The organism is Robertmurraya mesotrionivorans, from assembly GCF_050971805.1.
Classification (GTDB): domain Bacteria; phylum Bacillota; class Bacilli; order Bacillales; family Cytobacillaceae; genus Robertmurraya_A.
Genome location: NZ_JBPCCH010000001.1, coordinates 343387 through 369948, shown reverse-complemented (window position 1 = coordinate 369948; position 26562 = coordinate 343387). Strand labels below are relative to the sequence as shown.

Here is a 26562-nt window from a genome sequence, read left to right as displayed (position 1 = left end):
CCTCCCAAAATTCTATTATGTAGGGATTACTGGTTCACCTTAACCATCGATGGTCGGATGACTTTATCCTTTAACTTGTACCCCTTTTGGAATTGCTCTACAACAATATTTGATTCAAAGTTAGGATCCTCTACTTGCATAACCGCTTGATGCATATGCGGATCAAATGGATGACCAACAGCTTCAATTGCCTCAAGGCCCTCACCTTTTAACGCTTCAGACAGACTGCGGTAAACCATGTCCATCCCTTGTAACAACGATCTTGTTTGTTCATTATCAGGTTCAACCTGAAGAGCTCTTTCAAAATTATCTAGAGCTGGCAATAAATTTGTAATTAAGCTTTGAGCTCTATATTTTTGCGCCGCTTCAAGGTCAATTCTGGCCCGGCGACGAGAGTTATCAAAATCAGCCTGCAAGCGCAAGTAACGATTTTCAGCGTCTTGAAGTTTTGTTTCTAGCTCTTGTATACGAGTGTCCTCAGAATTAGTTTCAACATTTTCCTCAGTTACCACTTCTGCTTCAGCAAAAACTTCTTCAATACCTTCTGAGCTTGCTTCTGTTTCAGTAGAAGATTGTAATTCCTCATTTAATGTACTTTTCTCTTCTGCCAAATTACTCACCTCCCTTAAATGTGTTCCTTCCTTATTTATAAGTAGTGGCTGATGTTAAGGGAGTACTCCCCTTAACATAATCACCACCGTTATTTATTTTGATACAGCTTTGTTAATACAGAAGTTAAATCATGACTAATCGTTTGTAACAAGCTGATGACTCGAGAGTATTCCATTCTAGTAGGGCCTAAAATAGCAATTGTCCCCAGTTGTTCCTCACCTACAGAATACGTTGCCGTAATTAAGCTACAATTCTCCATTGCTGAATTGTTGTTTTCTTTTCCAATTTTCACATGAATCCCAGTCGGATTTTTCCGAATCAAATCGTACATGCTTTTTTCATGCTCAATCATGTTTAAAAGACTTTTTACCTTTTCGATATCATGGAATTCCGGTTGACTAAGAATATTGGTTCTTCCACCAAAAAACACCTTTTCATTTGATGGAATCTTCAACGTATCAGCGAATGCATGAAGCATGGAATCATAATTACGGATATGCTGTCTGAGTAAAGTGGCTACCTCTTTGTAGATCTTCTCATTTAAATCTTCAAGTGGCACACCCGTTAGACGTTCATTAAGGATATTGACCATTTTCTCAATATCACTTGCATCTAACCCCTCAGGAAGATGAAACATTCGATTGTCTACATGTCCTTTATCAGTCACAATGATTGCGATAGCTGTTTCCTTATTAAGTGGAACAATTTGAATCTTTTTAAGCTTATTCTCTCTAACAGCAGGTCCAAGAACAATAGAAGTATAATTGGTCAGCTCAGATAATATTTTTGCGGATTTTTGTACGATTTTTTCAAGTTCATAAAGCCTTTCAGCAAAAATCGATTTAACCGATTGCATATCATGCTGATCAAGCTTCTGTGGAGCAAGAAGATGATCTACATAAAAACGATAGCCCTTCTCGGACGGAATTCTTCCAGAAGATGTATGTGTCTTCTCAAGAAAGCCTAGCTCCTCTAAATCAGCCATATCATTACGAATCGTAGCAGAGCTATAACTAATATCCTCTTTTTTCGACAAACTTCTAGATCCAATCGGCTGAGCAGAACGAATGAAATCATCAACAATCACCTGAAAAATTAACAACTGACGATCTGTTAACATGTTTCATCACCTCTGTTAGCACTCTCTTCTAACGAGTGCTAAATCTAATAATAAATTATCAAATGTTAGGGCTATATGTCAACATTTAGATAACGCCGATAAATGATTGAAACACTTCATTTCCTAAAAACCGCCCTTTTTTTGTTAATACAATTTTTCCCTCTTGTAATAAGATTAAATCTCGACTTTGTAAGGAATCTATCTCATTCTTAAATAAGGAGAGCGGATCTACCCCAAATTTTTGAATGAAGTGTTCCACGCTGATTCCCTCCATTTTCCTTAAACCGAGAAACATTTCTTCCTCCCACTTTTCATTGTTCTCCACTTTGTGAATATTATGAGAGGGTAAAGTGCCATTCCAAATGGGATCCATATATTTTTTTAAAGGACCATGGTTTGCAATCCTCTCTCCAGCAACATAACTATGAGAACCAGCACCAAACCCATAGTATTCCTCGTTATTCCAATATGTTAAATTATGCTTACTCTCGTGGCCTGGAAGAGCAAAGTTGGAAATCTCGTATTGTTGAAATCCGGCTAACTGCATTTGCTCCATTAGCAACGAATATATTTCTGCTTCAGCATCTTCTCCTGGAACAGGCAGCTTTCCCCTTCTCATTTGATTATAAAACACCGTTTTGGGTTCAATAATGAGGGAGTAGCCAGAGTAGTGTTGAATATCAAGGGAGAGAGCCGTTTGTAATGTTTCTTTAAAACTATCTAGCGTTTGATTCGGCAAGCTATAGATTAAATCTACACTAATATTTTTGAACCCAACTTTTTTTGCTTTTTCAATAGAGGTGAACACATCTTCCGCCCGATGTGTTCTTCCAATCGCCTTTAGCAACTGATTATCAAAGGTTTGCACACCAAAGCTTAATCGATTGACTCCACCCTCGAATAGCACACGAAACTTTTCATCGGACAAGTCACCTGGATTGGCTTCAAATGTAAACTCTGCATTCTGTTCTAATGGAAGATATTTTTTTATGGAAAACAATAATCGTTGTAATTGTTTTTCAGTTAATGAAGTTGGAGTTCCACCACCTACAAATACGGAATGAAGAGGCTCTGCAGGATGCTTTTCTAGCGTTAGTCGAATTTCCTCCTCAAGCGCGTCTAGGTATTCATCAACAGGCTGACCTTTTAAGAAAACCTTATTAAAATCACAATAGTGACAAATATGCTCACAGAACGGAATATGAATATATGCTGCTTTTACCATTTTCACACAACCTTAAAATATAACTTTTTTGCAATCAAAAAAGGTTAGATCACTTGATTTATCAAGCTTATCTAACCTTTCCTTTAAAATCAAATCATCTACTTCTTTGAGTTTGTATCATCCATTTTCAACACAGCCATGAATGCTTCTTGAGGTACCTCTACGGACCCTACCTGCTTCATACGCTTTTTACCTTCTTTTTGCTTTTCAAGTAGCTTACGCTTACGTGAGATATCTCCACCATAACATTTTGCTAATACATTTTTACGCATTGCTTTAATGGTAGAACGTGCCACAATTTTTTGCCCAACCGCTGCTTGAATAGGAACCTCAAACTGTTGTCTCGGTATTAATTCCTTCAGCTTTTCAACTATGACCTTTCCACGGTCATATGCGAAGTCTTTATGAACAATAAAGCTTAACGCATCAACCTTTTCAGCATTAAGAAGAATATCCATCTTCACAAGTTTTGACTCCTTGTATCCAATTAACTCGTAATCGAACGAAGCATAACCCTTTGTGCTTGACTTTAATTGATCAAAGAAGTCATAAACGATTTCTGAAAGAGGAATCTCGTACACAATGTTTACACGAGTCTCATCCATGTATTGCATATCGATAAAGATTCCTCGTTTTTCCTGACAAAGTTCCATAATTGCACCAACATAATCATTAGGAGCCATCATTGTAGCTTTTACATATGGCTCTTCAACGCGTGCAATTTTTTGTGGATCAGGCATGTTTGAAGGATTATCCACTTTAATCTCGGTGCCATCCGTCATAATGACATGATAGATTACGCTTGGAGCCGTTGTAATTAAGTCGATTTTAAACTCTCTTTCAATACGCTCTTGAATAATCTCCATATGGAGCAATCCTAGGAATCCACAACGGAAGCCAAAGCCAAGCGCTTGAGAGGTCTCTGGCTCAAATTGAAGAGCCGAATCGTTTAGTTCTAGCTTTTCTAATGCTTCTCTTAAATCGTTGAACTTCGCACTATCTATTGGATACAAACCGCAATATACCATTGGGTTTAAGCGACGATACCCTGGAAGGGCTTCCGTTGCTCCATTTTTCACACTAGTAATGGTATCACCCACGCGTGTGTCTCCCACATTTTTAATGGCTGCCGTTAAAAATCCAACATCACCAACAGTTAGTTCTGGAACTGGAGTTGATTTTGGTGTGAACACCCCTACTTCGGTAACCTCAAATTCTTTTCCGGTTGCCATCATGCGGATTTTATCTCCAACCTTTACCGTACCATCTACAACACGGATATAAGCTACCACTCCGCGATACGCATCATAAAGAGAGTCGAAAATCAGCGCTTTTAATGGGGCTTCTGGATCCCCAGTAGGCGCAGGAACCTTTTCTACTACTTGCTCTAGAATGTCTTCAATTCCGATTCCTGCCTTCGCACTTGCTAAAACCGCCTCGGATGCATCTAACCCAATTACTTCTTCAATCTCGTTACGCACGCGTTCTGGATCTGCACTTGGCAAATCAATTTTGTTAATTACAGGCACAATTTCAAGGTCATTATCTAACGCTAAGTAAACATTTGCTAATGTTTGCGCTTCAATTCCCTGTGCCGCATCAACTACCAGGACTGCTCCTTCACAAGCAGCTAAGCTTCGTGATACCTCATACGTGAAGTCTACATGCCCCGGTGTATCGATTAAATGGAAAGTATAAATCTCTCCATCCTTTGCTTGATATTTTAATTGCACAGAGTTTAATTTGATCGTGATGCCACGTTCTCTCTCAAGGTCCATCGAATCTAGCAATTGGTCCTTCATTTCTCTAGCTGTAAGCGCATTTGTTTTCTCTAAAATACGGTCAGCTAATGTCGATTTCCCATGATCAATATGTGCAATAATAGAAAAATTCCTTATTTTTTCTTGTCTATTTAGTCTATCTTGTCTGTTCATTCAGTTCACTCCTACTATACTTCGCACGTATACACTATTTTTGATTATAGCAGTAGGTAAAATAAGATTCAATAGAGAAAAGCGGAAGCAGCTTGATCAGTCCCGACAGGCATAAGACGAAGACCGTAAGAGGTCCTGACCTCTGTAGTGCTTTGGCTTATGACCCCGAGGGACTAGCTGCTGGAGCTAGACAGAGAAAAGCGGAGCCGACTGTACTGGCCCGACAAGCGTAAGGCGAATATCGCAGGAAGGCCTGCCTTCTGGAGATGTTTGATTTACGACCTCGAGGGCCAAGGAGGCGGAGCTAGCCATATAAAGAAAAAACAGCAATCCTAAGATTGCCGTAATTCTACCTGTCCGTGATAAGATCAATCGTAATATCTGCTATACCCGTTACTATGTCTGCTAATGTTTTGCCTAAGTCTGAGAAGAAGTTATAGGCTTCCATTTCTTCTAGCTGCTCTCTTTTTTTATTAATATCGTGACTATCTACATTATTTCCTAATACCGATACTTGGACATTTTCTTCTTGTTCGTTAATAGTGAATGCACCTTTAAAATTAGGATCTTCAAATCCCTTCATGTTTACGATCCCGTTGTTTGCAATTTGCATTCCAAATAATACTGATACAAACATGAGAGACATTAACAATATGCTTTTAAACATAAACATTTTCATAACTATCACCTTAATTAACATTATTGCTCCTCAGAAGGAACGGTTACTGGGTAATTCACCTTTTCTGCTTCCCAGAAAATTTCGCTAAATACATCTGCAAATGCATCTGCAGAAAGATTAAGCTCGTCAAAGTTGTTATCCACTCCACCAAACTCTACTAATAAAGCATTTCCGGAAAGGTCCTGATTGAAACGACCATTTGTACTTGCTCCGCTCTTTTGGATAATTCCTCTGCTTAAACCTGGATATTTCTCCTCGAGTTTATTGTGGATTTCCGTCGCTAACTTTAAATTCTTTTCGTAATTTGGATGTTCTGCTCCAATTACAAAAGCTAGTTTCGCGTATGATTTACCATTGATTACTTTCGTTGTATCTTCTTTTCTTCTTGAATCACGATGAATATCTATCAAATATGATAAGTTAGAATTACCAGCCATTGCTTCTTGTACAAGAGCCCTAGAAGCGTCATAGGATCGGCCATAAGTCCAGCCATTGGAATTTAAACGATTCGTAATATCGGTTTTATCCACTATTGTGCCAACCCCATAACCTTCCAACCTCTCTTGCAGGCGATCACCTATTTTCGTTACATTTATTTCTGAGTGTTGCGCACTATTTGGATCCGTCACTCCTTTTAAATAAGGGAGGTAGGATTCTCTTGTATGAGAGAAATAAATGTAAGCAACCTTTTTATCACCTGTTGTTAAAGGAGGAGTTACTTTATTTGGTTCTTCCTTTGTAATATCGTCCGTGTTTTGCAAACTCGCCTCATTTTCTGTGTTCAACGCTTCCTCTGGTGGAGCTGATTCAATTGGCATATTGGTATAATTGGTTCCTTCACCAGCAACAAGAATTTTCCCATCAAATAAGGAGAACCCCGGAAGTTCTCTACCTAATAAGCTCCGTGGATCATCAAGATTCACATTTGTGGAGGCTTTAAACAAGACACTCGACATACTCGGAACTTCATCTCTTTCTACTAATCCGCTCATTAAATAATGGTTTTCTCTAGCCATCAACTGAAAGAGTACATTTCCGCTCATATTCATTGTCGCTTTGTTCACACTCGATGACCTAAGCTGATATTGTGGGTTTAAAGAAGTTAATAGTCCGCTCACAGAAAAGAGTAGGAAAATCAACAACAAACACGATAAAATGAGTTTTAAAATGCTTGTCCCTTGAATAGTTACAACATAGGGCGTTTTTTGTAGTTTCATTATTCCACCTCTTAGCCTAGTCTAGTAAATGATATGTACTTACTAGAGAAGGTAGAACAATAAATTTGGACGAACTCTATCTTGTATAGAAACCTGCATTATCTTGATTTACAGCATCATGCAAAGCAGCATTTAGTCCATTTGCAATTAAATTGGACATATCTTCAATAAATACATCCACTTCCTTTGGCGTTACCATTAAGTTATGTCCAAGCGGGGATAATACTTCATGAATCAATCTTCTTTTTTCTTCTTCTTCTAAAGTGCCAATCATTCCAAGAAATGTATTTCGGTGATGTTCTTCAGGCATATCTTCGTCAGTCAATTTCTTCTTCTCACCAAACGTCATTCCTGCTGGCGCTAATGCCCTAGAAGGTCGATTTCCTTCTTTTAACTCCCGTCCAAAATGCTTTAAAATAAAATCAATCGTATCACTTGTAATGGAAACCGCATCAACCACCGTTGGCACGCCCACTGCGATAACAGGTATTCCTAATGTTTCTTCACTAAGCTCCTTACGCTTATTTCCTACCCCAGATCCTGGATGTATTCCTGTATTTGATATCTGAACCGTTGAATTGACCCTCTCAATGGATCGCGAAGCTAACGCATCAATAGCGATAACAAAATCAGGTTTTGTTTTCTCAACCACTCCCATAATAATGTCACTTGTTTCTATACCTGTTAAGCCCATAACACCAGGAGCTAACGCACTTACTGGACGATAGCCTTCGTCCACACTCTCAGGACTTAATTGATATAAATGTCTCGTAACTAATAGATTTTCACACACCTGTGGACCAAGGGCATCAGGAGTAACATTCCAATTTCCTAATCCAACTACAAGGCAGGAGGCATCTTTATTTATTCCTAATCCACTTAAAAAATGGGAGAATTCTCTCGCAAACGTTTCTTCAACCTTTTTTTGTAAATCTGTGTCCTGCTGTCTAATCCCTTGAACTTCGATGGTTAAATACTTTCCTGCTTTTTTATTTAGCTCTTTCTCTCCTTCCTTCGACACTTCTACTAGCGATAGCTTAATGCCGTTCTCTTCTTTTTCTTTAATAACCACACCATTTATATTTGAGAGATCTTGTGCATCTGTTACATTCCCCCCCCTGCTTGCAATCACCATCTCCCTTGCCTCTACTGCCAAATCGGTACGGATGGAATATCTACTTAAATCTATTGATTCTTTCATCATAAGCCCCTCTCTTTCGTCAAATTAGATAATAAACTAGCAACTATTATTTCCTTTTCTATATGAAACCATTCAAACCATTGGATATCGGCTGATATATTTCCATTGAAAAGTATTGCAATAGTATGCACCGAATGATAAAATGTGTTTTGTTCTTAATTTACGTAAATTAATGAATGGTGATAGTCGAGTATATAATCTCGATGCTTTGTAGGAGGTGAAAAGAATGCCAAATATTAAATCTGCAATCAAGCGCGTGAAAACAAGCGAAGAGCGTAATGCACGTAACACGATGGTGAAATCTGCAACACGTACGGCTGTTAAGAAAGTAGAATCAGCTATCGTAAACGGTGACGCTACTACTGCACAAGAGAGCTATGCTCTTGCTGCAAGTAAACTTGACAAAGCTGCAGCAAAGGGTCTTATCCATAAAAATGCTGCTGCTCGCAAAAAGTCTCGTTTAATGAAGAAATTAAACTCATTAAACTCTTAATTTTTGCTAAACATAGATAAAAAGCTAGATCCTTATCGGATCTAGCTTTTTTTGATTTATGAACTAGAATGTAAATGAAATAAGAACATTTCAATAAGAAGCTCCTTGTTCATTCCACCTGTCTTCGCTTGATAATCAGCGTCTGCTAACATTTTCATAATTTTCGTCAGCTCTTCATCACTAAATTGCACTGCTTGACCTGCAGCTAGTTTCACACGGAATGGATGTACTTTCAAATACCCTCCCATTTGTTGTTGACCGTATCCACGTCTTGCTAATTCCTTTACCTGGTAAATTAACCGGAACTGACCTGCAATAATCGCTAATATTTTTAGCGGCTCTTCATTTTGCCTCAACAAATCATAATAAATACGTAATGCCTCGTCTACTTTTCGATGCACCACTTTATCAACGAGTGTAAAAATATTTTGTTCAAGTGAGCGTGACACGAGCTTCTCTACTGTTTCGGCATCAATTTGTTTTGTCTCATTGCAATATAAGCTAAGCTTGTCCACCTCTGAGGTTAATAAAAATAGATTGGTCCCAGCTAATGCAAGCATCCGCTCTACTGCCTCATCATCTATGCTTGTTCCATTTGTCTTTGCTCTTTGGACAATCCAGTTCTTTAGTTCGTGTTCCCCAAGTTTCTTTGCTTCTGCTACTACAGCTGTTCTCTTTAATTCCTTTGTTAGCTTTTTTCGTTCGTCTAGCTTTTCATATGGCGCTACCATCACAACAATCGAATAAGGGGACGGCTCCTTCATGTATTGTTCTAGTCTTCCTAGCTGATGTTCCACTTTGTCCTTCGTTTTTTCAGCAGTTAAGAAACCTGGGTTATTTAAAAATATCAGCCTTTTATCCCCTAAGAATGGGATTGTTTCGGCATCCTCTAAAGCCACTTCAATCGGTATTTCTTCTAAATCATAGGTGGATAGATTAAAATCACTTTCATCTTCACCCAAAACATTTTGTATAAAAAGCTGCTTTGTTTCATTTATTAGAAACGATTCTGTTCCATACAAAACGTAAATAGGAGAAAATTCTTTCCTCTTAATTTGCTTCCATAAATCAAAAATCACTTTTCCTCGCTCCGTTCAGGAAAATAGGTTACTTATTTATCCTAATGAAGGATCAAGGATTTGACAAGCATTTTAAAGGGAATTGATCAATCTCCTGACCAATTCCCATCTATAGAAACGCTGAAAAAAGAGGCCTAGGATACTCCTTTTACAGCGATAACCCCCGTTGTATACATTATTGTTACCGTACATCTAAAAAGTATTTGTGACAATCACTGACAAGCAAGGAAAAGAAACAAGAGGATCGGTAGATTTTTTTTATGAAATCGCTTATACTAAGATTGATTAGGAGGGGTAGTTGTGAACGAATTTGAGAAAAATGTGCAAAGTAAACGTAATGACGCTGTTGATTCTGGTGTAGGGTTCATCGTTTCCTTCGGTTTTTTTGCAACTTTATTTATCATTGCAACTGTCATTAAACTCGTAGGGGCATAATGGTTCTGCTACATAAAACATAAGGAGACTGCTATTGCAGTCTCTTTTTTATGGGTTTGTTACATCATATGGGATATGTTTAGAAAAGGTTCCTATCCCATTCTGAAAAGTGTAACTAATTGCACCATCTGTATCAGTACGGAAAATTTTTATATTTCTTTCCTCTAACCGATCCAAAACTTCTTGATGTGGATGCCCAAATCGGTTGGTCATCCCAACAGATATCACCGCGACTTTCGGCTGATAGGCCTGAAGAAGAGTAGCAGATGTAGAGCTTTTGCTGCCATGATGTCCTATTTTTAAAACATCCACTGGTAAGGTAGGATACTCTCTCAATAACCTTTCTTCTCCTTGTTCTCCTAAATCTCCTGTAAACAACCAGAATAACCCTCCTATTTTCACATGAATAACGACTGAATTATCGTTTCTATCCTCTTGTTCAATAATTGGATTAACGATTTTAAAGGAGGACCCATTTTCATTCCAACTCATTCCGTTTTTCACAAATATGACAGTAGTTTTCTTTTCTTTAGCTAAATGAATGATTTCATTTTCCAAATTAGAACGATTCGAAACATAAGGAAGGATTAATTCTTTCACTCTTATTGTTTCGAGAACAGACTTTGCTCCACCAATATGATCCATATCTCCATGAGTCAATATTAACTTATCGATTGTACTTACCCCTTTTCCTTTTAAAAAGGGGACGAGAATATCATTTCCAACTTCAAAAGGATTTCTTGGCTTTTCCCATCCCTCCTCATGAAAAGACATAGTTCCTCCCGTGTCAATCACATACGTTTTATTATGAAAACCGTTTTGAATAACGATACTGTCTCCTTGCCCAACATCAACAAACGTGATTTGTCCTGAGAAAGAATAATGTGACATGCAATAGGAGGAAGTGAGGGTAAATAACAAAGGAAGGATTGAAATCAGTTGGCTTTTCCTTGTCTTACCTGTCTCCCATTTGTAGAGTAAATAGACAATAGAGCATATCAGGACAAGTATGATCCAAACGTAAGGCCGGCCAATTGTGACTGTTTGGTACGGAAACGATGCTAGCCCAACGGTTAATCGGTTCATTAAGGTAATGACAAAATCCACTGGTTTTATCAAAAATGAGACATGTTCCCCCAAAATGAATAACAGAAAAAACAGAGTGATAAAAACAGGGTTTATGATTATAGAGAAAACGGGAATATAAACGAGGTTTGCCAACAATGACAACAAAGAAAATTCATAAAAATGATAGAGGACGATAGGGAGAGAACTTAGCTGAGAAATAAATGACGCTTTTATTAAGAGGAATTTAGAAGGCTTTAATAATCCTTTGGTGGAAAGAAGTAATGAGAAGGTCACACTAAAGGACAGCTGATACCCAACATCAAAAAGGAGATAAGGTGAAAGAAATGCATAAACCATGAATACGATACTGCAAATATCTAGACTGGCCAATTTTGACTGTGATACAAGCCGAAGGAACAAAAAAAGAAACATCATCATCGCTGCTCGAAACACGGGAGGAGAGGCTCCTGACAGATAAGTAAAGATTGGTAAATAGAGAAGAAGGACGACAATCACGCGTTCTCTTGTCACTCCTAAACGCACACCAATATAATGGATGATGCTTACGTAAAGAGCAACATTTGCTCCAGAAATAGCTAATAAATGGATGATTCCGAGTTTTTGATACGCTTTCTCTAAGGATGGATCGAGTATCTGTCTCTCTCCAAACAGCAGTGCACTGGCTAAGGAAGCGACGGACTCTGGAAAATAAGATTCCAATAATGCGATTGCCCTTTGCCTTTGCTTTTTCACAAGAAGAATAGGTCCATCATGTTCGTAACAATCCCCCCATTGATCAACAACTAACTGCCAATGAATTTGTTGATGATTTAAGTAAGATTGGTAATCAAAGGCATTAGGATTAGTTTGTCCATTCACTGTTTTTAAGCTACCTTTTAACTGACAAGAATATCCGAGGAGTCTTTCCTCATTAAAACTGGACTTTTCCTTTTCGGACTTCATTCGGTATTTAATTAATAGCTTTTCTCCGGTTATATCCTTTGCATAACCACTTAGTAGACTCCCATTAAGCGTTACTTCATCTTGAAACGAAACAGCAAACTGGGTCTCACTCCCATGAAAAACAGATTCATTTCTGTTTATATCAATCCTTGCCTTCGTATAGAAAACAAGGACAATCAACAAGATGGTATAAACTTTTCTTTTTGAGAACCGCTTATAATACAAAAATAAGATCAAAAATAAAAAGAGTGAGACCTTGACAACAACTTGGGTCTGAAAAGCAATAACCAGAGCAAGTAAAGAAGCAATTGCAAAATAGATCCAACTTCCTTGCAAGATATCACCCCCGGATCGTGTTTGAATCAAGGTATATTATTCTTGAAAATTCCAACTTAAATGCCCTGAGTTATCGTTTTTATTGTTAAGCTCATTTTCAATATCCATTTCTAGCTTTATTGCTTCCACATTGCTTATGCGGAGAAGATGATAGCAATATTCATGATTTTTATAATCATGCGTGTAATAAATTTTTGTAATACCCGCTTGTAGGATCTTTTTCATACAATGTATACAAGGAAAATGAGTCACATAGATTTGACTTCCCTTTGTGGAAACTCCTTCAAGTGCACACTGAAGGATCGCATTTTCTTCGGCATGCAAACAGCGAAGACAGTGATTATCAACGACGTAACAGCCCGCATCAAGGCAGTGATCATCTCCACTAATTCCCCCATTATAGCCAGTTGAAATGATTCGATTATTCTTTACCAATACCGAACCTACATTCAGTCGATTACATGTGCTTCTCATACTTATCAGATGCGCATTTAGCATAAAGTATTGATCCCAAGTTAAACGATGGTTGCTCATATTCCCCACTCCAGATTTCTCATTTTCTACTAGTCTAAGGGAAATTGTCGATTTTAGTCAATGCTGTTATTTTACGATGATCTGATCCTGCAGCTTCTCAAATGTCTTATCACCAATCCCAGTAACAAGCTTCAAATCATCAATCGTTTGAAATAATCCGTTTTCTTCACGATACGCTATAATCGCATCCGCTTTAGACGGTCCAATTCCAGGGAGATTTTGCAATTCATCAGAAGTAGCCTTATTAATATTGATTTTGCCTTCTCCTTGACTAGTAGAGGTAGAGGTAGAACTAGCACCGGCAGACACAATCATATTTTCTCCTTCTTCTCCTATTAAAGGAATATACAAAACCATTTCATCTGTTACCCGCCCAGCAAAGTTAATTTTTGTCTCATCCGCTCCTTCCTTTAATCCTCCAGCCTTTTCGATAACATCGATTACCCTTTCATCCAGCATCACTTCGTACACACCTGGATTTTCTACTGCTCCTTTTACATCTACTAAATTCTTTACATCCGGTTCCTGAACAAACTTTTCTTCGGGCACTTCCGGATCTTGTTCTTCCTCACTTGGAATCGTCCATTTATTTTCCTCCTCATTGTCGTTTACAAAACCGCGAGCATAAATTAGCATTCCAATGGCGATAACACAAGACCCAACAATAAACCATTTATATTTCTTTACAGAGTCAATCATCTTGTTATTCCTTTCTTGGCATATTCACAAATTTATTTACATACTTTTATATGAGAATGCTTGCTTTGTGAAGGAGGGAAGTACATTGAAAATCGGAGTGATTGGTACAGGGAATATGGGGAGGATATTAATTGAGGCACTTATTGATGGAAAAGCCATTTCCCCTTCTTTTATGAATGTGACAAATCGAACGCTTAGTAAAGCAATGAATATAAAAGCAGTGTATAATGACGTCGCCGTACTTTCTGATGCTAAAAGCGTAGCAAGAGTATCAGATGTCATTTTCTTATGCATAAAACCAAAAGACATCCAAAAGGTATTAATGGAAATTAAACCATTTTTACTCCCAGAGAAATGTGTTGTTTCCATCACTAGTCCTATAAGTGTTAATCAAATTGAATCAGTGGTAGACTGTTCGGTGGCGAGAGCTATACCAAGTATTACCAACCGGGCACTAGCAGGTGTATCTCTACTAACGTTTGGTGATAGCTGTACAGGGGAATGGAAGGATAAGCTACTTCAGCTGTTTGAAGCAATTTCCACACCGGTCTCCATTAACGAAGATATTACAAGAGTAGGCTCAGATATCGTTAGTTGTGGACCAGCATTTTTCAGTTACTTAACACAAAGATTTATTAATGCAGCAGTAGCAGAAACAAAAATAGATGAAGCAACTGCAACGACACTTGCTAGTGAAATGTTAATAGGGCTTGGGGAATTGCTTCGAAAAGGATTTTACACACTTCCAACCCTACAACAAAAAGTTTGTGTTAAGGGCGGAGTAACGTGGGAAGGAATTAAAGTGTTGGATGCAGAGCTTGGAGATGTGTTTGAGCACTTATTTCAAGCGACTCATACAAAATTCGAAGAAGATCTGATTGAATCACAAAAACAGTTCCCTTTAAATAATTCTCTAAAGAAATAATGATTCCTGCAACAATATAAAAAAAAGGCTGATTATTTTCAATCAGCCTTTTTCTCATGCATGCTTTTTAGCGATAAAAAAGATTCTTTCTGCCTCGGAAGATAAATCGTCCATAAAATCAGAGAAGATATCTGTTACATATAAGCCACTTGCTTCTAACCAATTTTTATACACTTCTATCGGGAATGTTCTCTGACTATGAAACTCATCATAACGGTCATATTTCCCGCTTTCATCATCCTGGACAAAAAATGTAAGCTCATGTTCAATGCTAAGAGGATAGTCTCCTTGAAAACAATTCCAAATATAGCAAATATCCTCCTCATCATGGGTAAACGTTTGATTCATAAATATATTCATGATCTTATGAACAGAGTGGACATCAAATATAAAAAATCCATCCTCATCAAGTAAGTCAAAAATTTTCGCAAACGTTTCAATAACTTCTTCTTCCGTCTGTAGATAATTTAAAGAATCACAAAATATCCCGATCACATCGAAACTCTCATATAAGTCGAGTTCAACCATATTTTGTTGATACAAAGGAAGCTTTAGCCCGTTAGTCGCTGCTTTCATCTGAGCGACTGTAAGCATGTCCGCTGATAAATCGACACCTGTTACTTCGAATCCAGCTTTCGCAAAGCGTACAGATAACTCACCTGTACCACAGGCTAAATCTAATAGTTTTTTTCCCTTACACTCATACTTGCTCCATTTTTCCGTTACGATAGAAACCCATTCATCATACGGTACATCCTTCATTAATTCATCATAAAGGTAGGCAAATTTCCCATACGTCATTGAGTGAGAACACTTTCCATATTTTCTATTGGTGCATCACCCCATAATCGCTCGAGGTTATAGTAACTTCTTTCGTCTTTATGGAATATATGAGCCACCACATCCCCTAAATCAAGAAGGATCCATCTTGCCTCGTCGAAGCCTTCCATTCTCTTTACCATATAGCCATTTTCCATTGCCTTTTCCTTCATTTCTCTGGCAATCGCTTGAACCTGCTTATCAGAGTTTCCGTGGCAAATAATAAAGTAATCAGAGATTAGTGAAATGCCCTGCATATTTAATACAACAATATCCTCTGCGCGCTTATCATCAGCAGCCTTTACTGATGTTTCTAATAATTGACGATTGGTCATCCAATCAGTCCTCCTTTAAATGAATGAAATAGTTATACGTTTGGAGCGTTAACGGAAAAACTGCTCGTTTCTTTTTTATTAAGAAAATGATTGAATTTTGAATGGAAAGTAACAATGCTTCATTCAAATTCTTATCCGCTACCTCTCTGACCTCATCGACACCTGGAAAATGCCTTCCTGGCTCAATGTAATCAGCCACATAAATTATTTTTTCAAGCAATGACATGTGCGGCCTACCAGAAGTGTGGTAACGAATTGCCTCTAGTACTTCATGATCATGAATACCGACTTCATTCTCCACTAAATAGGCGCCAACTGGAGCATGCCAAAGTTCGCTGTTATAGGAAAGCAGTTCCTCTGGCATTTTTTCACGAAGGATGATTTGCTCCATCTCTTCCTTTGGACGAAACTTAGCATAATCATGAAAGATCGCTGCCAACTCCGCTTGTTTCTCATTTGCTCCATATTTTTTTGCTAGCTTTAACGCTGTTTCTTCTACCCCTAGTGTATGCTGATAACGATGGTCGGTTAATTGCTCTTTAACAATCTCTAACGCTTTCGATCGATCCATATAACTGATGCTCCTTTATATATTGTATGACGGAGTCAGGGGTAAGATAATGAATAGTATTCCCATTCTTTACTCTTTCTCTTATTAAACTAGAAGAGACGGCAAATTCCGGAATATCTAAAAAGATAACCGGATAACTTGTCTGCAATACGTGTTCTGGTCTTTGCACTCCGACAAAAGTAACAAGTTTCATTAAATCATCAATCTTGTACCATTTTGGTAAATATTCAACCATATCTGCCCCGATAATAAAATAAAACTCTGTCCCATCATTTTTTTCTTGCAGAAGTTTCATCGTGTCATACGTATAGGACGGACCACTCCGCTCCAACTCTATCTTTTCAACTTTAAAATGAGCATGATTACTTATTGCCTTTTCAAGCATAGTCACTCGATCGATCGTGCTCGTCCCGCTTGTTGATTTATGCGGTGGCTTTGAATTAGGTAAAAACCATATTTCATTTAGCCCTAAGAATTCTAATACCTCGTTTGCAATAAGCAGGTGTCCATTGTGGGGCGGATCAAAGGTTCCCCCTAAAATTCCAATTTTCTTCATAAGGACCCCCTCTGGTTAAGGAAGCTGTATTTGTTTATTTTCCTCAGACTCTTTATATAGAACAATGGTTGATCCAATTACTTGAACAAGCTCTGCCTTACATGCTGACGCTAACTTATCTGCTACTTCGTCCTTGTCCTCATCACAATTCTGTAACACACTTACCTTCAGAAGCTCCCTAACCTCTAATGCCTCATTGATTTGTTTAATCATATTATCGTTCACTCCACCTTTACCTACTTGAAAAATAGGGTTTAGATGATGTGCTTTCGAACGTAAAAATCTTTTCTGCTTACCAGTTAACATCCTTATCCTCCTAATCGGTTTAAAACCAATTTTTCCATTCTTTTTTGGTCCGGGAAAATTCCAGTCCATTTATTAAATGCTAATGCTCCTTGAAGAACGAACATATCAATTCCATTTTGCGTACGAGCCCCTTTTTCTTTTGCAGAACGCAAAAATAGAGTTTCAAGTGGGTTGTATATAATATCACTTACAAAACTATTTTCTTTTAAGTTATGTAAAGAGAGCGGTTGGCATTCTACATCCGGTGCCATACCAATCGATGTTGTTTGTATGATAATATCATAATCACCCAACAAGTTCTCAGCTTCCTCACGCATTAATACGCTGGAGTTAACTGTATATGGACATTGAGCGATTAATTCTTCTGCTTTTTCACTCGTACGATTGGTAACATCTATATTTTTAATCCCCATTGAAGCTAAAGTAAAATAAATAGCTCTTGCAGCCCCACCGGCTCCAACAATGAGAATTCGGTGGTTGAAAAGATCTGGAATAATATTCATAATTCCTTTTACTGATCCTTCCCCATCCGTGTTGTAACCAACAAATTCGCCATCCTCATTTACAACTGTATTAACTGCACCGATTGCTTTTGCTAAAGGATCTAAGCGATCAAGCATCGGAAGGATATCGACCTTATGTGGAACAGTCACATTAAACCCACTAATTTGAATCGCTTTTAACCCTAGGACCGCTTTCTGTAAGTCTCCTTTTCTCACATGAAGCGCTTGATAATGAGCGTCTATATCATAAAAGCCAAATAAATCATTGTGCATGGCAGGCGACATAGAATGAGCGATTGGATCCCCTATTACCGCATACAGCTTTTTCAAAAAAATTCCTCTCCCTTGTTGTAGCCTAGAGTACTTCATGAGGTTGATCAAGCTGATTTACTCAAATAGCTAAATTATATAAGTGATTTTCTGATCATTGCATGAACACCCTTAGGGACATACGCTGCAATCTTCACACCTGGTTCGTTTACCGTTATCCAGCCCAGACCGGAAAACACGATATCTGTCTTTTCTTCTTTAATCATAAATTCATGGCGAACGAGTGGTGGAAATTCCTCCAATTCATCTGTTCTTGGGGGTGAGAGCATGTCACCCACATGCTTTTTATATAACTCATCGGCATGATCAAGTTTTGTACGATGAATATTAATTTCATTAGAAAAATGACAAACAAATGATTGTCTTCCCCCACTAATAAAATCAAATCTCGCAAGTCCTCCGAAAAATAAAGTTTGTCCTTCGTTCAATTGAAAGACTTTTGGCTTTATTTCCTTTTTTGGAGTAATAATTTTCAAATCCTGTTTACTCACAAAATGAGCCATTTGGTGGTGATTGATGATTCCTGGTGTATCAATGAGATGCTTACCGTCAGAAAGCGGAATCTCAATAATATCAAGAGTCGTTCCTGGGAAATGAGAAGTGGTAATTACATCCCCTTCTCCCGATACTTCTTTAAGAATACGGTTAATAAATGTTGATTTCCCAACATTTGTACAACCAACTACATACACATCCTTGCCATTTCGATACTCGTCGATTGCTTCCGCTACTTCACGAACAAATTGACCTTTATGTGCACTCACTAAAAACACATCTTCTGGATGCAAACCCAGTTTTTTTGCTTCTCTCTTCATCCATTGAATGACTTTATTTGGCTTTACAGAATGGGGCAGAAGGTCCACTTTATTTCCAACTAGCAGGATTTTGTTCTTCCCAACAAAACGGTGTAACCCTGGTAACCAGCTGCCGTTAAAGTCAAAAATATCGACAATTTTTACAATAAGTGCATCCGTCTGGGATAATCCATTCAATATTTTTAGAAAGTCGTCATCTGTTAAACTAACATCCTGAATCTCATTATAGTGTTTTAAACGAAAGCAGCGTTGGCAAATAATAATTTCCTTTTCAAGCGCAGATGGAGGCGCATAGCCTAAAGCCTCCTTATCCTCTGTTTGGATATTTACCCCACAGCCTATACACGAAAACTGTTCACTCAAACTTAATCCTCCCATACAATCATTCCTTTTTTACGGAACCAATTCAGTATTCTCCGCTCAACTAGTCGATTAAACTTTGTTACAAATCCATCTGTTGAAGCAACAGGTACAACAAGAATGGTGTGTAACCCGCTGCGATTACCACCCAGAACATCTGTAAGTAGCTGGTCTCCGATAACCACCGTTTCATCCTTAGATGTTCCCATTTGCTTCATAGCCTTTTTAAAGGCTCTTGCCATCGGCTTACGAGCTTGAAAAATAAAAGGAATATTCAGCGGATCAGAAAAAGCTTTTACTCTTCCTTCATTATTATTAGACACAATGGTCACTATAATATTGTGTTTTTTCATTTCCTCAAACCATTTGATAAGGTTCGGTGTTGCATTTGGCCGATCCCATTCGACAAGAGTGTTATCTAAATCAGTTATGATCGCCTTTACTCCCTTTTCTTTTAGACTTTCAGGAGTAATTTCAAAAATACTTTTGACATGCTGATCTGGCAAAAATTTTTTAAGCATTTCTTACACCTCATTAAATTAATGAAAATTTTTCGACAAATTTCACGTTCCTTCAACACTGTGGATAACTTTATGCACAAAACTCACACTGTCATAAAAAGGAATTACTCTCTTATAAACAAATTAATCACAAGTTATCCACCACAACTTGTGGATAACAGAACGGTTGTTCTGTTTTGTTAATTTTGATAGAGTAGGAGTACAGCTACATAGCCTACATTTTATGATGAATCACTATGCAGTAGAACCATTCTCAAGAAAAGAAAGGTGTGATTTCCATTGCGTAAATTATCGGATGACTTGCTTGTTGAATCGTATTTTAAAGCAAGAGAACTACAACTAAGCAAAGATTTTATCTATCTAATCGAGACAGAAATTCACCGTCGTTCATTAACTCACAAAATCATTGTCTAATAAGCCCTATGTTGGGCTTTTTTCTTTGCGCTCACAAAACAATATCATGTCTCTTTTAATAACGCAATTCTTTCCCCCACTTTAATAGGAAATGGAAGCGATTTTTCTAATGTTGATTTAATGGAGTCTTTCTCAAACAATAAGACGACCGTTGATCCAAATGTAAAATACGCAAGTTCCTGCCCTTTTTCTAAATGTTCATTCTCATGTGTAACTTCTATGGAGTTCACGAACATGGCTCCCACCTTCACCACTGCTATATGACCCGTCTGATGCTGAATTTCGGTCACTGTCCGATAATTTTTCGAAAGTGTACTTTTCCCATACTTTAACCCAAGAGAATTGACTGGATATGATTTCTTTCCGAGTGTCCAACTGGCTGTAACACTTCCAGCTACAGGACTATGAATTCGATGGTAATGACTCGGGCTTAAGTACAAAACCATGAAGGTACCATGTATGTATTTCTGTAAAAGTGCATCATTACCTAGCATCTCTGCAATCGAGTATGTTTTCCCCTTCACTTCAATCAATTTCTGTTCTGAAATAGGTCCAACTTCCTCAAGTACGGCATCCACTGGACTAGTAACAGCTTGCACATCCTGATCAATCGGTCTACTCCCTTTCCTCAGCTTTCGTATAAAGAAATCATGAAGTGTGGATAAATCCTTGAGATCTCCTTCCATTTCCTCCGTATTGATTTGATAGATTCTTGAGAAGTGAGGAACGACATAACGACTCATATTTGATGTAGCAAATCTCTTCAACAGCAATGATGACCATTTGCCATTGGTTAATTCAATCATAAAACGATAAATGGTTTGAAACAATGGATTGACCTCCGTTATGGGAAAATTCTCACACAATAAACGAATAAAACAAGATAACCAATCATTACTTATAATTAAGATGTTTTTTATCCATTTTAATATAGGGGTGAGGCATATTTGTTTTTATTAAACGTACTCGATCAAACGCTCAAAAAATTAAGGATTCAAACGGCCAATCTTTTAACTTTCATCAATCTCTTTCTCGGTGGATTCGCAGTGATTGAGAGTCTTAAAGGGAATTTAGATTTGAGCCTTTTATTAATTTTCATTGCCGCTTTCGTTGACCGATTTGATGGAATTGTTGCCCGGAAACTTCATATTGAATCAGAACTTGGCAAACAATTAGATTCCATGAGTGATATTATATCATTTGGTGTCGCACCTGCACTATTGATTTATCAAGGAATATTATTTGAGTTTGACTTTCCTGGGACATTCTTTACGATTTTTTATATCGCCTGTGGGGCATTTCGACTTGCTCGCTTTAATATTAGTGAGAATCAAAGCTATTTTACGGGTTTACCGATTACAGCTGCTGGCTGCTTATTGACCTTTAGCTACCTATTGCTCCCGTTCCTTTCTCCAGAGATGTTCCTCTTTTTCATTATTATTCTTTCTTTTTTCATGGTTAGTCCTTTCAAATTAAAAAAAATATAGACACAGCCTTAAAAAGCCCGTGTCTATATTGTCTCATTTAAGTTAGCGATAAAAATTCCTCAACATCTGCTACACATTGTTGTACTGCTTTTTCCCAAAAATCTGGCTTTGTTAAATCAACATTCAAATGCTTCCAAGCTAATTCCTCTACTGTCATAGATGCTGTATCCTTTAACAGAGCAATGTACTTTTCCTCGTAGCCTTCCCCTTCTTCTAGTGCCTTTGCATAAATTCCTAAAGAGAATAAATAACCAAATGTGTAAGGAAAATTATAAAAAGGAACACCTGTGATAAAGAAATGTAGCTTAGAGGCCCAGAACAAAGGATGGTATTCAGCTAGCGCCCCACCATATGCCTCTTCCTGTGCTTCTTTCATTAATTGATTTAAACGATCTGTTCCTACGACTCCATTTTTTCTTTCCTCATAGAAGCGTGTTTCAAATAGAAAACGAGCGTGAATATTCATTAATAATGCTACTGAACGCTGTATTTTATCTTCTAATAACGCTAGCTTTTCCTCTGGGTTCCTCGCTTGTTTGACAGAAGCATCAGCTACGATCATCTCTGCAAAGGTCGAGGCTGTTTCTGCTACATTCATCGCATAATTTCTATTTAAATAATGTTGATCTCTCATCGCATATGTATGAAAGCCATGACCTAATTCATGTGCAAGAGTTGAAACATTAGAAGGTGTTCCTGAGAACGTCATAAATATTCTTGACTGATTGGTCTCAGGGAAAAAGGTATGAAAACCACCTGGGGCTTTTCCAGGGCGATCTTCAGCTTCAATCCATTTCTGTTCAAATGCCTTTCTCGCAAAACCAGTCATTTCTTTTCCAAAGCGTGAAAAATGCTCAATAATAAATTCAGCACCTTCTTCATAAGTAACCTTTGATTCTACCTGACCGATGGGTGCATCTAAGTCATACCAGCTTAACCTATCCTTCCCTAGTAACTTCGCTTTTCTCTCTAAAAATGTTACAAAAGGGGCTTTGGCATCGGAAATAACCTGCCACATCGTATCTAATGTTTTCTTCTGCATACGATTTATTTGTAAAGGCTCCTTTAAAACATCTTCCCATCCGCGAAGCTTATAAGTGTTTAATCGAAATCCGGCAAGGTGGTTGAGTGTTTTTGACAAATACTCTGCTTTTTCAGACCAAGTTTCCTCCCAGCCTTCAAAGATGGATTTTCTTAGCGCATGATCAGGATGTGAGAACTTGTTGGCTGCCTGCCCAACTGATAACTCTTTTGTTTCGTTTCCTTCTTTAAACGGAACTTTTATCGTACCAACGATGGTATCATATAATTGCCCCCATCCATGATAGCCATCAATGCTTAATGCATTAATGATCGTTTCTTCTTCCTGAGAAAGTCTCTCTAATGCATTGATACGTCTTTCATCCAACACAAACTGCAATTGATGTAAATCCTCTACCTGCAGCAGGTCTTCCCAAATTTGATCGTCGTAAGTAGTTAATTTTTGATCAAAACCAGTGAGAGCATTTTGTAAACTAGCACTAAGCTCAGTTACTTGTCCACGAAGTCCGCTTACTTTCTTATCGTTTGTATTTTGTGCATGTAAACAGCTAACAAATGCCCCTGCCTGGCGGATCTCTTTCGCAACTCTTTGAAAGAATTCAACGATTTCTGCAATTTGTTCTTGATCTGTTATTTTATTTGATGGCTGCCAGTCTGTTACCCTACTTCGAAACCTTTCAACATCTTCTTTTGAACTATGTATGTGATTAATAAATGTTTGAGAAGAACTTCCCCCTGAAAAAAACACGTCAAGGTCCCATACATCATAATAAGTACTTCCTTTCGTCATCCATACCCCTCCTAATCATTGTCTATTTCATTATAAATTTATTTTTCCGAAAACTCTACGGAAAGTTTCGAAAACCGAAAGACCCACCTTGATGATGGGTCCAAAAATTAATATCGATAACCAGTAAAATACCACCAACCACCGAATATGAGCAACAGTACGAACAAAACGATAAGCAGTGCTAAAGCTACTCCACCGCCACCATAATATGGTGCTTGATAAGCATATGGATAAGGATAACCGTATGGCATTTTTTACCCTCCTTTACACTATATCCTACTAATCAATGTATGTTCATTGTCCATATTGGTGTAGGCGAGTGCGGACTTTCCTCCATACAAATAGGCATAGATTGCTCTATGCCTGCTACTTTCTAACTTTGAGAATCACGCTTTCGCTTTTCCTTCTCCGCTCGATAAAATTCATGAAACATCTTCATTAATGCTCTCTTTTCAATTCTTGAAACATAGCTTCTTGATATGCCTAATTCTTTTGCAATCTCTCTTTGCGTTTTTTCCTTTTTTAAATCGAGACCAAATCGGCCAACGATTACTTCCTTTTCCCTGTCATCAAGCACGTCTATAAATTCTTTTACCTTTTCAAGCTCCATATTTAGTTGAATGGTTTCAATGACATCCTCAGATTCTGACTTCAAGACATCGATTAATGAGATCTCGTTTCCTTCTTTATCCTGACCAATTGGATCGTGAAGGGACACATCTTTTTTTGTCTTTTTTAAAGCCCGTAAATGCATGAGAATTTCGTTTTCTATACAACGGGCCGCATACGTAGCAAGCTTTGTTCCTTTCCCTTCTGAATAGCTTTCAATGGCTTTAATTAATCCAATTGTTCCAATGGAGATTAAATCCTCTGAATCTTCCCCCGTATTCTCAAATTTTTTGACGATATGAGCGACGAGACGGAGATTATGTTCAATAAGCATATTACGAGCATGAGCATCACCATCTGCCATTAATCGTAAATATTTCTTTTCATCCGCCGATGATAATGGTTGTGGAAATGCATTATTTTTAACATAGGAAACTAAAAACACAATTTCCTTTACTAAATAGCTAAGCGCAGTCAATATACCTGACATTTATTCCACCCCACTTTCAGGACTTTCCTCCATGTTAATACCTATGAAGAGAGGTGGTCGTATTTGTCTGTCCCACTTAATTATATTTAAATAGAAAATGATTATTAAAAAACACCGACAGCGAGGTCGGTGTTTCAAACTTCTATTCTACGGAAACTTCGGCAGCAATTATACAACCTACAGATCCGCATATAATTAAACCCATAACGATTGCGAACATGTTACCACCCCTTCTCTCCCTTTTGTTACTTCGAATGTACCATATTTTTCAGAGCAAAATGGAGAAAGGATGTGAACATTTTGTTACTTATGAAGCCCTCATAATGCGCTAAGTCACTTAAATCTAAGAGATATCTCCGGGGGAAGAACTCTTCTTTAGTTTTCTTAAGCAATACACATCTAGAGATAGCAACAATACACGGAGGAACATCTATTTCCCCTCCTCACCACAAATTCGTTAGGTGGTATCTTTCTCCACCCATAAAACTGCCTTACGATCTTGCATGAAATAAATCATCTTCATTCCCACCTTTCTTTATTTTTTAGTTTTGTTATTAAGCTTACCTTAAAATAATCGTTGAATGGAAAGCATACGATCGCGAGTAGCTTCATATTGCTTTTTCGCCTTTTCTGCTCGTTCAAATTCAGCAGCTGACACGTTACGTTTTTTAATCGTTACCGTTAAGAATAATATATTCAGGGTCATATCTATCACCTCCTTATTTTTGCACACAAAAAAGCCGCAAGGATCCCCCTGCGACTTTTAGGCATATAAAAAACCGCAAGAGTACATTCTCCATGCGGCTTGAAATGGCATAAGTTTAAGTTCACACTTACTTAAGCAATTCATTCCTAATGGTCGAATGCGTGAAACATTTAGTTGTCTTCTTTTCAATTGCTACAGATAATTTAATCATTTCACTCGACCTCCTTTTTAGAAATTATTGCTTACAGTGGTAATTATATCCACTATTACCATTTCTGTAAACCCTTTTTTAAAAAGATTTTCTAAAAAAAAATAGCCCTCAGGGAGACTGAGAGCTATCTTTCTATTCATTTATGTCATCAAGCTTTGTTTTTATTTGCTTCGATAAAGTAAAAAAGTAAATAGAACCCGCTAAAAACAGCATAGATGAGCACATCATAATATATAAATCGGTTAGCACTTTTTCACCTGATGGAATGATAACACCTAGGTAAAAGAAGCTTCCTACGGCAAGTAAAACAACCGCAAACCTTTTAAAGTCAATCATTTTCTCTTCAAGCATTTTTCCTGTGCTGCTATCTTTCACTACACTCACCTGCAACCTTCTCTTGTTCTATGAAACTACTTTATCATAGAACGCTGTGTTAGTGAGGATGTAATTAATAGCAATTTTTCTAAGTAGTTCAATCAGCCTTTAAGCTTTTCAACAATTTTCATAACCAAAGAAGCTGAATGAAGAGCTGCTTTTTCTAAATATTGTTCAAAAGAAACATCTGATTCTTTTCCAGCGATATCAGACAATGAACGAATGATAACAAATGGAATTCCAAATTGATAGGAAACTTGGGCAATGGAAGCTGCTTCCATTTCGACCGCCTGTAAATTAAGAAATTTATCACGGATAGCATCTACCCGCTTTGGATCATTCATAAAAGAATCGCCCGTTGCGATTAATCCTTTCACAACTTGCACACTACCAATTTCCTTTGCAGCTGCTTCTGCTATCTCAACAAGCCCGGAATCGGCCTCAAACGCTGCAGGAAGCTGTGGTACTTGACCATACTCATATCCAAATGCTGTAACGTCTACATCGTGATGGCGAACCTCAGAAGAGATAACAACATCTCCTACATTTAAATCAGGATGAAAGCCTCCTGCTGAACCTGTGTTAATAACATAATCAGGTTTAAATCTATCTAATAGTATCGTTGTGGACATTGCTGCGTTTACTTTCCCTATCCCTGAGCGCAATAGGATTACCTGGGCACCATCCATACTACCTGTTGTAAACTCACATCCTGCAATAGTTTCTTGTTCCTGATTGCTGATTTTTTCTCTTAGTAAAGCTACTTCTTCTTCCATTGCACCAATAATTGCGATTTTCACTTA

Annotated in this window: 31 protein-coding genes; 5 read left to right on the top strand and 26 right to left on the bottom strand. The window is 37.8% G+C overall.

The window, feature by feature from the left end; translation table 11 throughout:
- Positions 1-26: 26 nt before the first annotated feature.
- The 7 genes from grpE to gpr form a co-directional block, all read right to left on the bottom strand.
- On the bottom strand, positions 27-611 hold the full coding sequence (gene grpE, locus ACRX5O_RS01825; protein WP_433904366.1) for a nucleotide exchange factor GrpE: 585 nt from the start codon (positions 609-611) through the stop codon (positions 27-29).
- Between the two features lie 89 nt (positions 612-700).
- Positions 701-1732, bottom strand: coding sequence for a heat-inducible transcriptional repressor HrcA (gene hrcA, locus ACRX5O_RS01820; RefSeq protein WP_433904365.1), 1032 nt, complete (start codon positions 1730-1732; stop codon positions 701-703).
- 85 nt (positions 1733-1817) lie between these two features.
- Positions 1818-2957: a radical SAM family heme chaperone HemW gene (hemW, locus tag ACRX5O_RS01815; RefSeq protein WP_433904364.1), complete on the bottom strand. Its 1140-nt coding sequence runs from the start codon at positions 2955-2957 to the stop codon at positions 1818-1820.
- A 98-nt stretch (positions 2958-3055) separates the two neighbouring features.
- Positions 3056-4891: a translation elongation factor 4 gene (gene lepA, locus ACRX5O_RS01810; RefSeq protein ID WP_433904363.1), complete on the bottom strand. Its 1836-nt coding sequence runs from the start codon at positions 4889-4891 to the stop codon at positions 3056-3058.
- 349 nt (positions 4892-5240) lie between these two features.
- Positions 5241-5570, bottom strand: coding sequence for a YqxA family protein (locus ACRX5O_RS01805; protein WP_119709190.1), 330 nt, complete (start codon positions 5568-5570; stop codon positions 5241-5243).
- A 20-nt stretch (positions 5571-5590) separates the two neighbouring features.
- The gene (spoIIP, locus tag ACRX5O_RS01800; RefSeq protein WP_433904362.1) at positions 5591-6787 is read right to left on the bottom strand and encodes a stage II sporulation protein P; all 1197 of its coding nucleotides are present in this window, start codon (positions 6785-6787) and stop codon (positions 5591-5593) included.
- A gap of 76 nt (positions 6788-6863) precedes the next feature.
- The gene (gene gpr, locus ACRX5O_RS01795) at positions 6864-7988 is read right to left on the bottom strand and encodes a GPR endopeptidase (RefSeq protein ID WP_433904742.1); all 1125 of its coding nucleotides are present in this window, start codon (positions 7986-7988) and stop codon (positions 6864-6866) included.
- A gap of 226 nt (positions 7989-8214) precedes the next feature.
- Between gpr and rpsT the strand changes: the two genes are divergently transcribed.
- The gene (gene rpsT, locus ACRX5O_RS01790) at positions 8215-8481 is read left to right on the top strand and encodes a 30S ribosomal protein S20 (RefSeq protein WP_119709192.1); all 267 of its coding nucleotides are present in this window, start codon (positions 8215-8217) and stop codon (positions 8479-8481) included.
- Between the two features lie 56 nt (positions 8482-8537).
- Here the strand turns inward: rpsT and holA are convergent, their stop codons facing one another.
- Positions 8538-9560 carry a DNA polymerase III subunit delta gene (gene holA / locus ACRX5O_RS01785; RefSeq protein WP_433904361.1) on the bottom strand — a complete coding sequence of 341 codons (1023 nt, stop codon included), beginning with the start codon at positions 9558-9560 and terminating at the stop codon, positions 8538-8540.
- Between the two features lie 300 nt (positions 9561-9860).
- Here holA and ACRX5O_RS01780 point away from each other — a divergent pair, with 300 nt between their 5' ends.
- The gene (locus ACRX5O_RS01780; RefSeq protein ID WP_084361972.1) at positions 9861-9995 is read left to right on the top strand and encodes a YqzM family protein; all 135 of its coding nucleotides are present in this window, start codon (positions 9861-9863) and stop codon (positions 9993-9995) included.
- A 48-nt stretch (positions 9996-10043) separates the two neighbouring features.
- On the opposite strand, the gene ACRX5O_RS01775 is transcribed toward ACRX5O_RS01780, so the two are convergent.
- The 3 genes from ACRX5O_RS01775 to ACRX5O_RS01765 form a co-directional block, all read right to left on the bottom strand.
- Entirely contained in the window at positions 10044-12362 is a 2319-nt protein-coding gene (locus tag ACRX5O_RS01775; RefSeq protein WP_433904360.1) for a DNA internalization-related competence protein ComEC/Rec2, read from the bottom strand.
- Between the two features lie 36 nt (positions 12363-12398).
- Positions 12399-12896, bottom strand: a complete 498-nt coding sequence (locus tag ACRX5O_RS01770; protein WP_433904359.1) for a ComE operon protein 2 — start codon at positions 12894-12896, stop codon at positions 12399-12401.
- Positions 12897-12962: 66 nt separating this feature from the next.
- Complete coding sequence (locus tag ACRX5O_RS01765; protein ID WP_433904358.1) at positions 12963-13595, bottom strand: helix-hairpin-helix domain-containing protein; 633 nt, start codon at positions 13593-13595, stop codon at positions 12963-12965.
- Between the two features lie 85 nt (positions 13596-13680).
- Between ACRX5O_RS01765 and comER the strand changes: the two genes are divergently transcribed.
- The gene (gene comER, locus ACRX5O_RS01760; protein ID WP_433904357.1) at positions 13681-14520 is read left to right on the top strand and encodes a late competence protein ComER; all 840 of its coding nucleotides are present in this window, start codon (positions 13681-13683) and stop codon (positions 14518-14520) included.
- Between the two features lie 54 nt (positions 14521-14574).
- On the opposite strand, the gene ACRX5O_RS01755 is transcribed toward comER, so the two are convergent.
- From ACRX5O_RS01755 to ACRX5O_RS01720, 8 genes are all read right to left on the bottom strand, one after another.
- Positions 14575-15321, bottom strand: a complete 747-nt coding sequence (locus ACRX5O_RS01755; RefSeq protein WP_433904356.1) for a class I SAM-dependent DNA methyltransferase — start codon at positions 15319-15321, stop codon at positions 14575-14577.
- Entirely contained in the window at positions 15318-15674 is a 357-nt protein-coding gene (rsfS, locus tag ACRX5O_RS01750; protein WP_433904355.1) for a ribosome silencing factor, read from the bottom strand. The genes ACRX5O_RS01755 and rsfS overlap by 4 nt, the downstream gene beginning before the upstream one ends.
- Before the next feature lie 4 nt (positions 15675-15678).
- Positions 15679-16245 (bottom strand): bis(5'-nucleosyl)-tetraphosphatase (symmetrical) YqeK, encoded by a 567-nt coding sequence (gene yqeK, locus ACRX5O_RS01745; protein WP_433904354.1) that lies wholly within the window; start codon positions 16243-16245, stop codon positions 15679-15681.
- Complete coding sequence (locus ACRX5O_RS01740; protein WP_433904353.1) at positions 16214-16801, bottom strand: nicotinate-nucleotide adenylyltransferase; 588 nt, start codon at positions 16799-16801, stop codon at positions 16214-16216. The genes yqeK and ACRX5O_RS01740 overlap by 32 nt, the downstream gene beginning before the upstream one ends.
- A gap of 15 nt (positions 16802-16816) precedes the next feature.
- Entirely contained in the window at positions 16817-17107 is a 291-nt protein-coding gene (gene yhbY, locus ACRX5O_RS01735; RefSeq protein ID WP_433904352.1) for a ribosome assembly RNA-binding protein YhbY, read from the bottom strand.
- Positions 17108-17109: 2 nt separating this feature from the next.
- Positions 17110-17940 carry a shikimate dehydrogenase gene (gene aroE / locus ACRX5O_RS01730; RefSeq protein ID WP_433904351.1) on the bottom strand — a complete coding sequence of 277 codons (831 nt, stop codon included), beginning with the start codon at positions 17938-17940 and terminating at the stop codon, positions 17110-17112.
- Between the two features lie 74 nt (positions 17941-18014).
- Positions 18015-19133, bottom strand: coding sequence for a ribosome biogenesis GTPase YqeH (yqeH, locus tag ACRX5O_RS01725; protein ID WP_433904350.1), 1119 nt, complete (start codon positions 19131-19133; stop codon positions 18015-18017).
- Entirely contained in the window at positions 19121-19636 is a 516-nt protein-coding gene (locus ACRX5O_RS01720) for a YqeG family HAD IIIA-type phosphatase (RefSeq protein WP_433904349.1), read from the bottom strand. The genes yqeH and ACRX5O_RS01720 overlap by 13 nt, the downstream gene beginning before the upstream one ends.
- 279 nt (positions 19637-19915) lie before the next feature.
- Between ACRX5O_RS01720 and ACRX5O_RS01715 the strand changes: the two genes are divergently transcribed.
- Positions 19916-20050 carry a sporulation histidine kinase inhibitor Sda gene (locus tag ACRX5O_RS01715; RefSeq protein ID WP_119709206.1) on the top strand — a complete coding sequence of 45 codons (135 nt, stop codon included), beginning with the start codon at positions 19916-19918 and terminating at the stop codon, positions 20048-20050.
- A 44-nt stretch (positions 20051-20094) separates the two neighbouring features.
- On the opposite strand, the gene ACRX5O_RS01710 is transcribed toward ACRX5O_RS01715, so the two are convergent.
- Positions 20095-20880, bottom strand: coding sequence for a phosphatidylserine decarboxylase (locus ACRX5O_RS01710; RefSeq protein ID WP_433904348.1), 786 nt, complete (start codon positions 20878-20880; stop codon positions 20095-20097).
- Positions 20881-20997: 117 nt separating this feature from the next.
- On the opposite strand from ACRX5O_RS01710, the gene pssA reads away from it, so the two are divergent.
- A complete protein-coding gene (gene pssA / locus ACRX5O_RS01705; RefSeq protein ID WP_433904347.1) occupies positions 20998-21537 on the top strand; it encodes a CDP-diacylglycerol--serine O-phosphatidyltransferase in 540 nt (179 codons plus the stop codon).
- 37 nt (positions 21538-21574) lie between these two features.
- Here pssA and ACRX5O_RS01700 read toward each other — a convergent pair whose 3' ends face one another.
- The 6 genes from ACRX5O_RS01700 to mtnN all read right to left on the bottom strand — a co-directional run bounded on the left by ACRX5O_RS01700 (position 21575) and on the right by mtnN (position 26559).
- Positions 21575-23368, bottom strand: coding sequence for a M3 family oligoendopeptidase (locus ACRX5O_RS01700; protein WP_433904346.1), 1794 nt, complete (start codon positions 23366-23368; stop codon positions 21575-21577).
- A 107-nt stretch (positions 23369-23475) separates the two neighbouring features.
- On the bottom strand, positions 23476-23619 hold the full coding sequence (locus tag ACRX5O_RS01695; protein ID WP_162927791.1) for a hypothetical protein: 144 nt from the start codon (positions 23617-23619) through the stop codon (positions 23476-23478).
- A 122-nt stretch (positions 23620-23741) separates the two neighbouring features.
- Positions 23742-24467, bottom strand: a complete 726-nt coding sequence (gene sigK, locus ACRX5O_RS01690; protein ID WP_066049924.1) for an RNA polymerase sporulation sigma factor SigK — start codon at positions 24465-24467, stop codon at positions 23742-23744.
- A 565-nt stretch (positions 24468-25032) separates the two neighbouring features.
- Positions 25033-25173, bottom strand: a complete 141-nt coding sequence (locus ACRX5O_RS01685) for a YrzI family small protein (protein WP_391560241.1) — start codon at positions 25171-25173, stop codon at positions 25033-25035.
- A gap of 343 nt (positions 25174-25516) precedes the next feature.
- On the bottom strand, positions 25517-25768 hold the full coding sequence (locus tag ACRX5O_RS01680; RefSeq protein WP_433904345.1) for a YrhC family protein: 252 nt from the start codon (positions 25766-25768) through the stop codon (positions 25517-25519).
- A 92-nt stretch (positions 25769-25860) separates the two neighbouring features.
- Complete coding sequence (gene mtnN, locus ACRX5O_RS01675; protein WP_433904344.1) at positions 25861-26559, bottom strand: 5'-methylthioadenosine/S-adenosylhomocysteine nucleosidase; 699 nt, start codon at positions 26557-26559, stop codon at positions 25861-25863.
- Between the last annotated feature and the right edge of the window lie 3 nt (positions 26560-26562).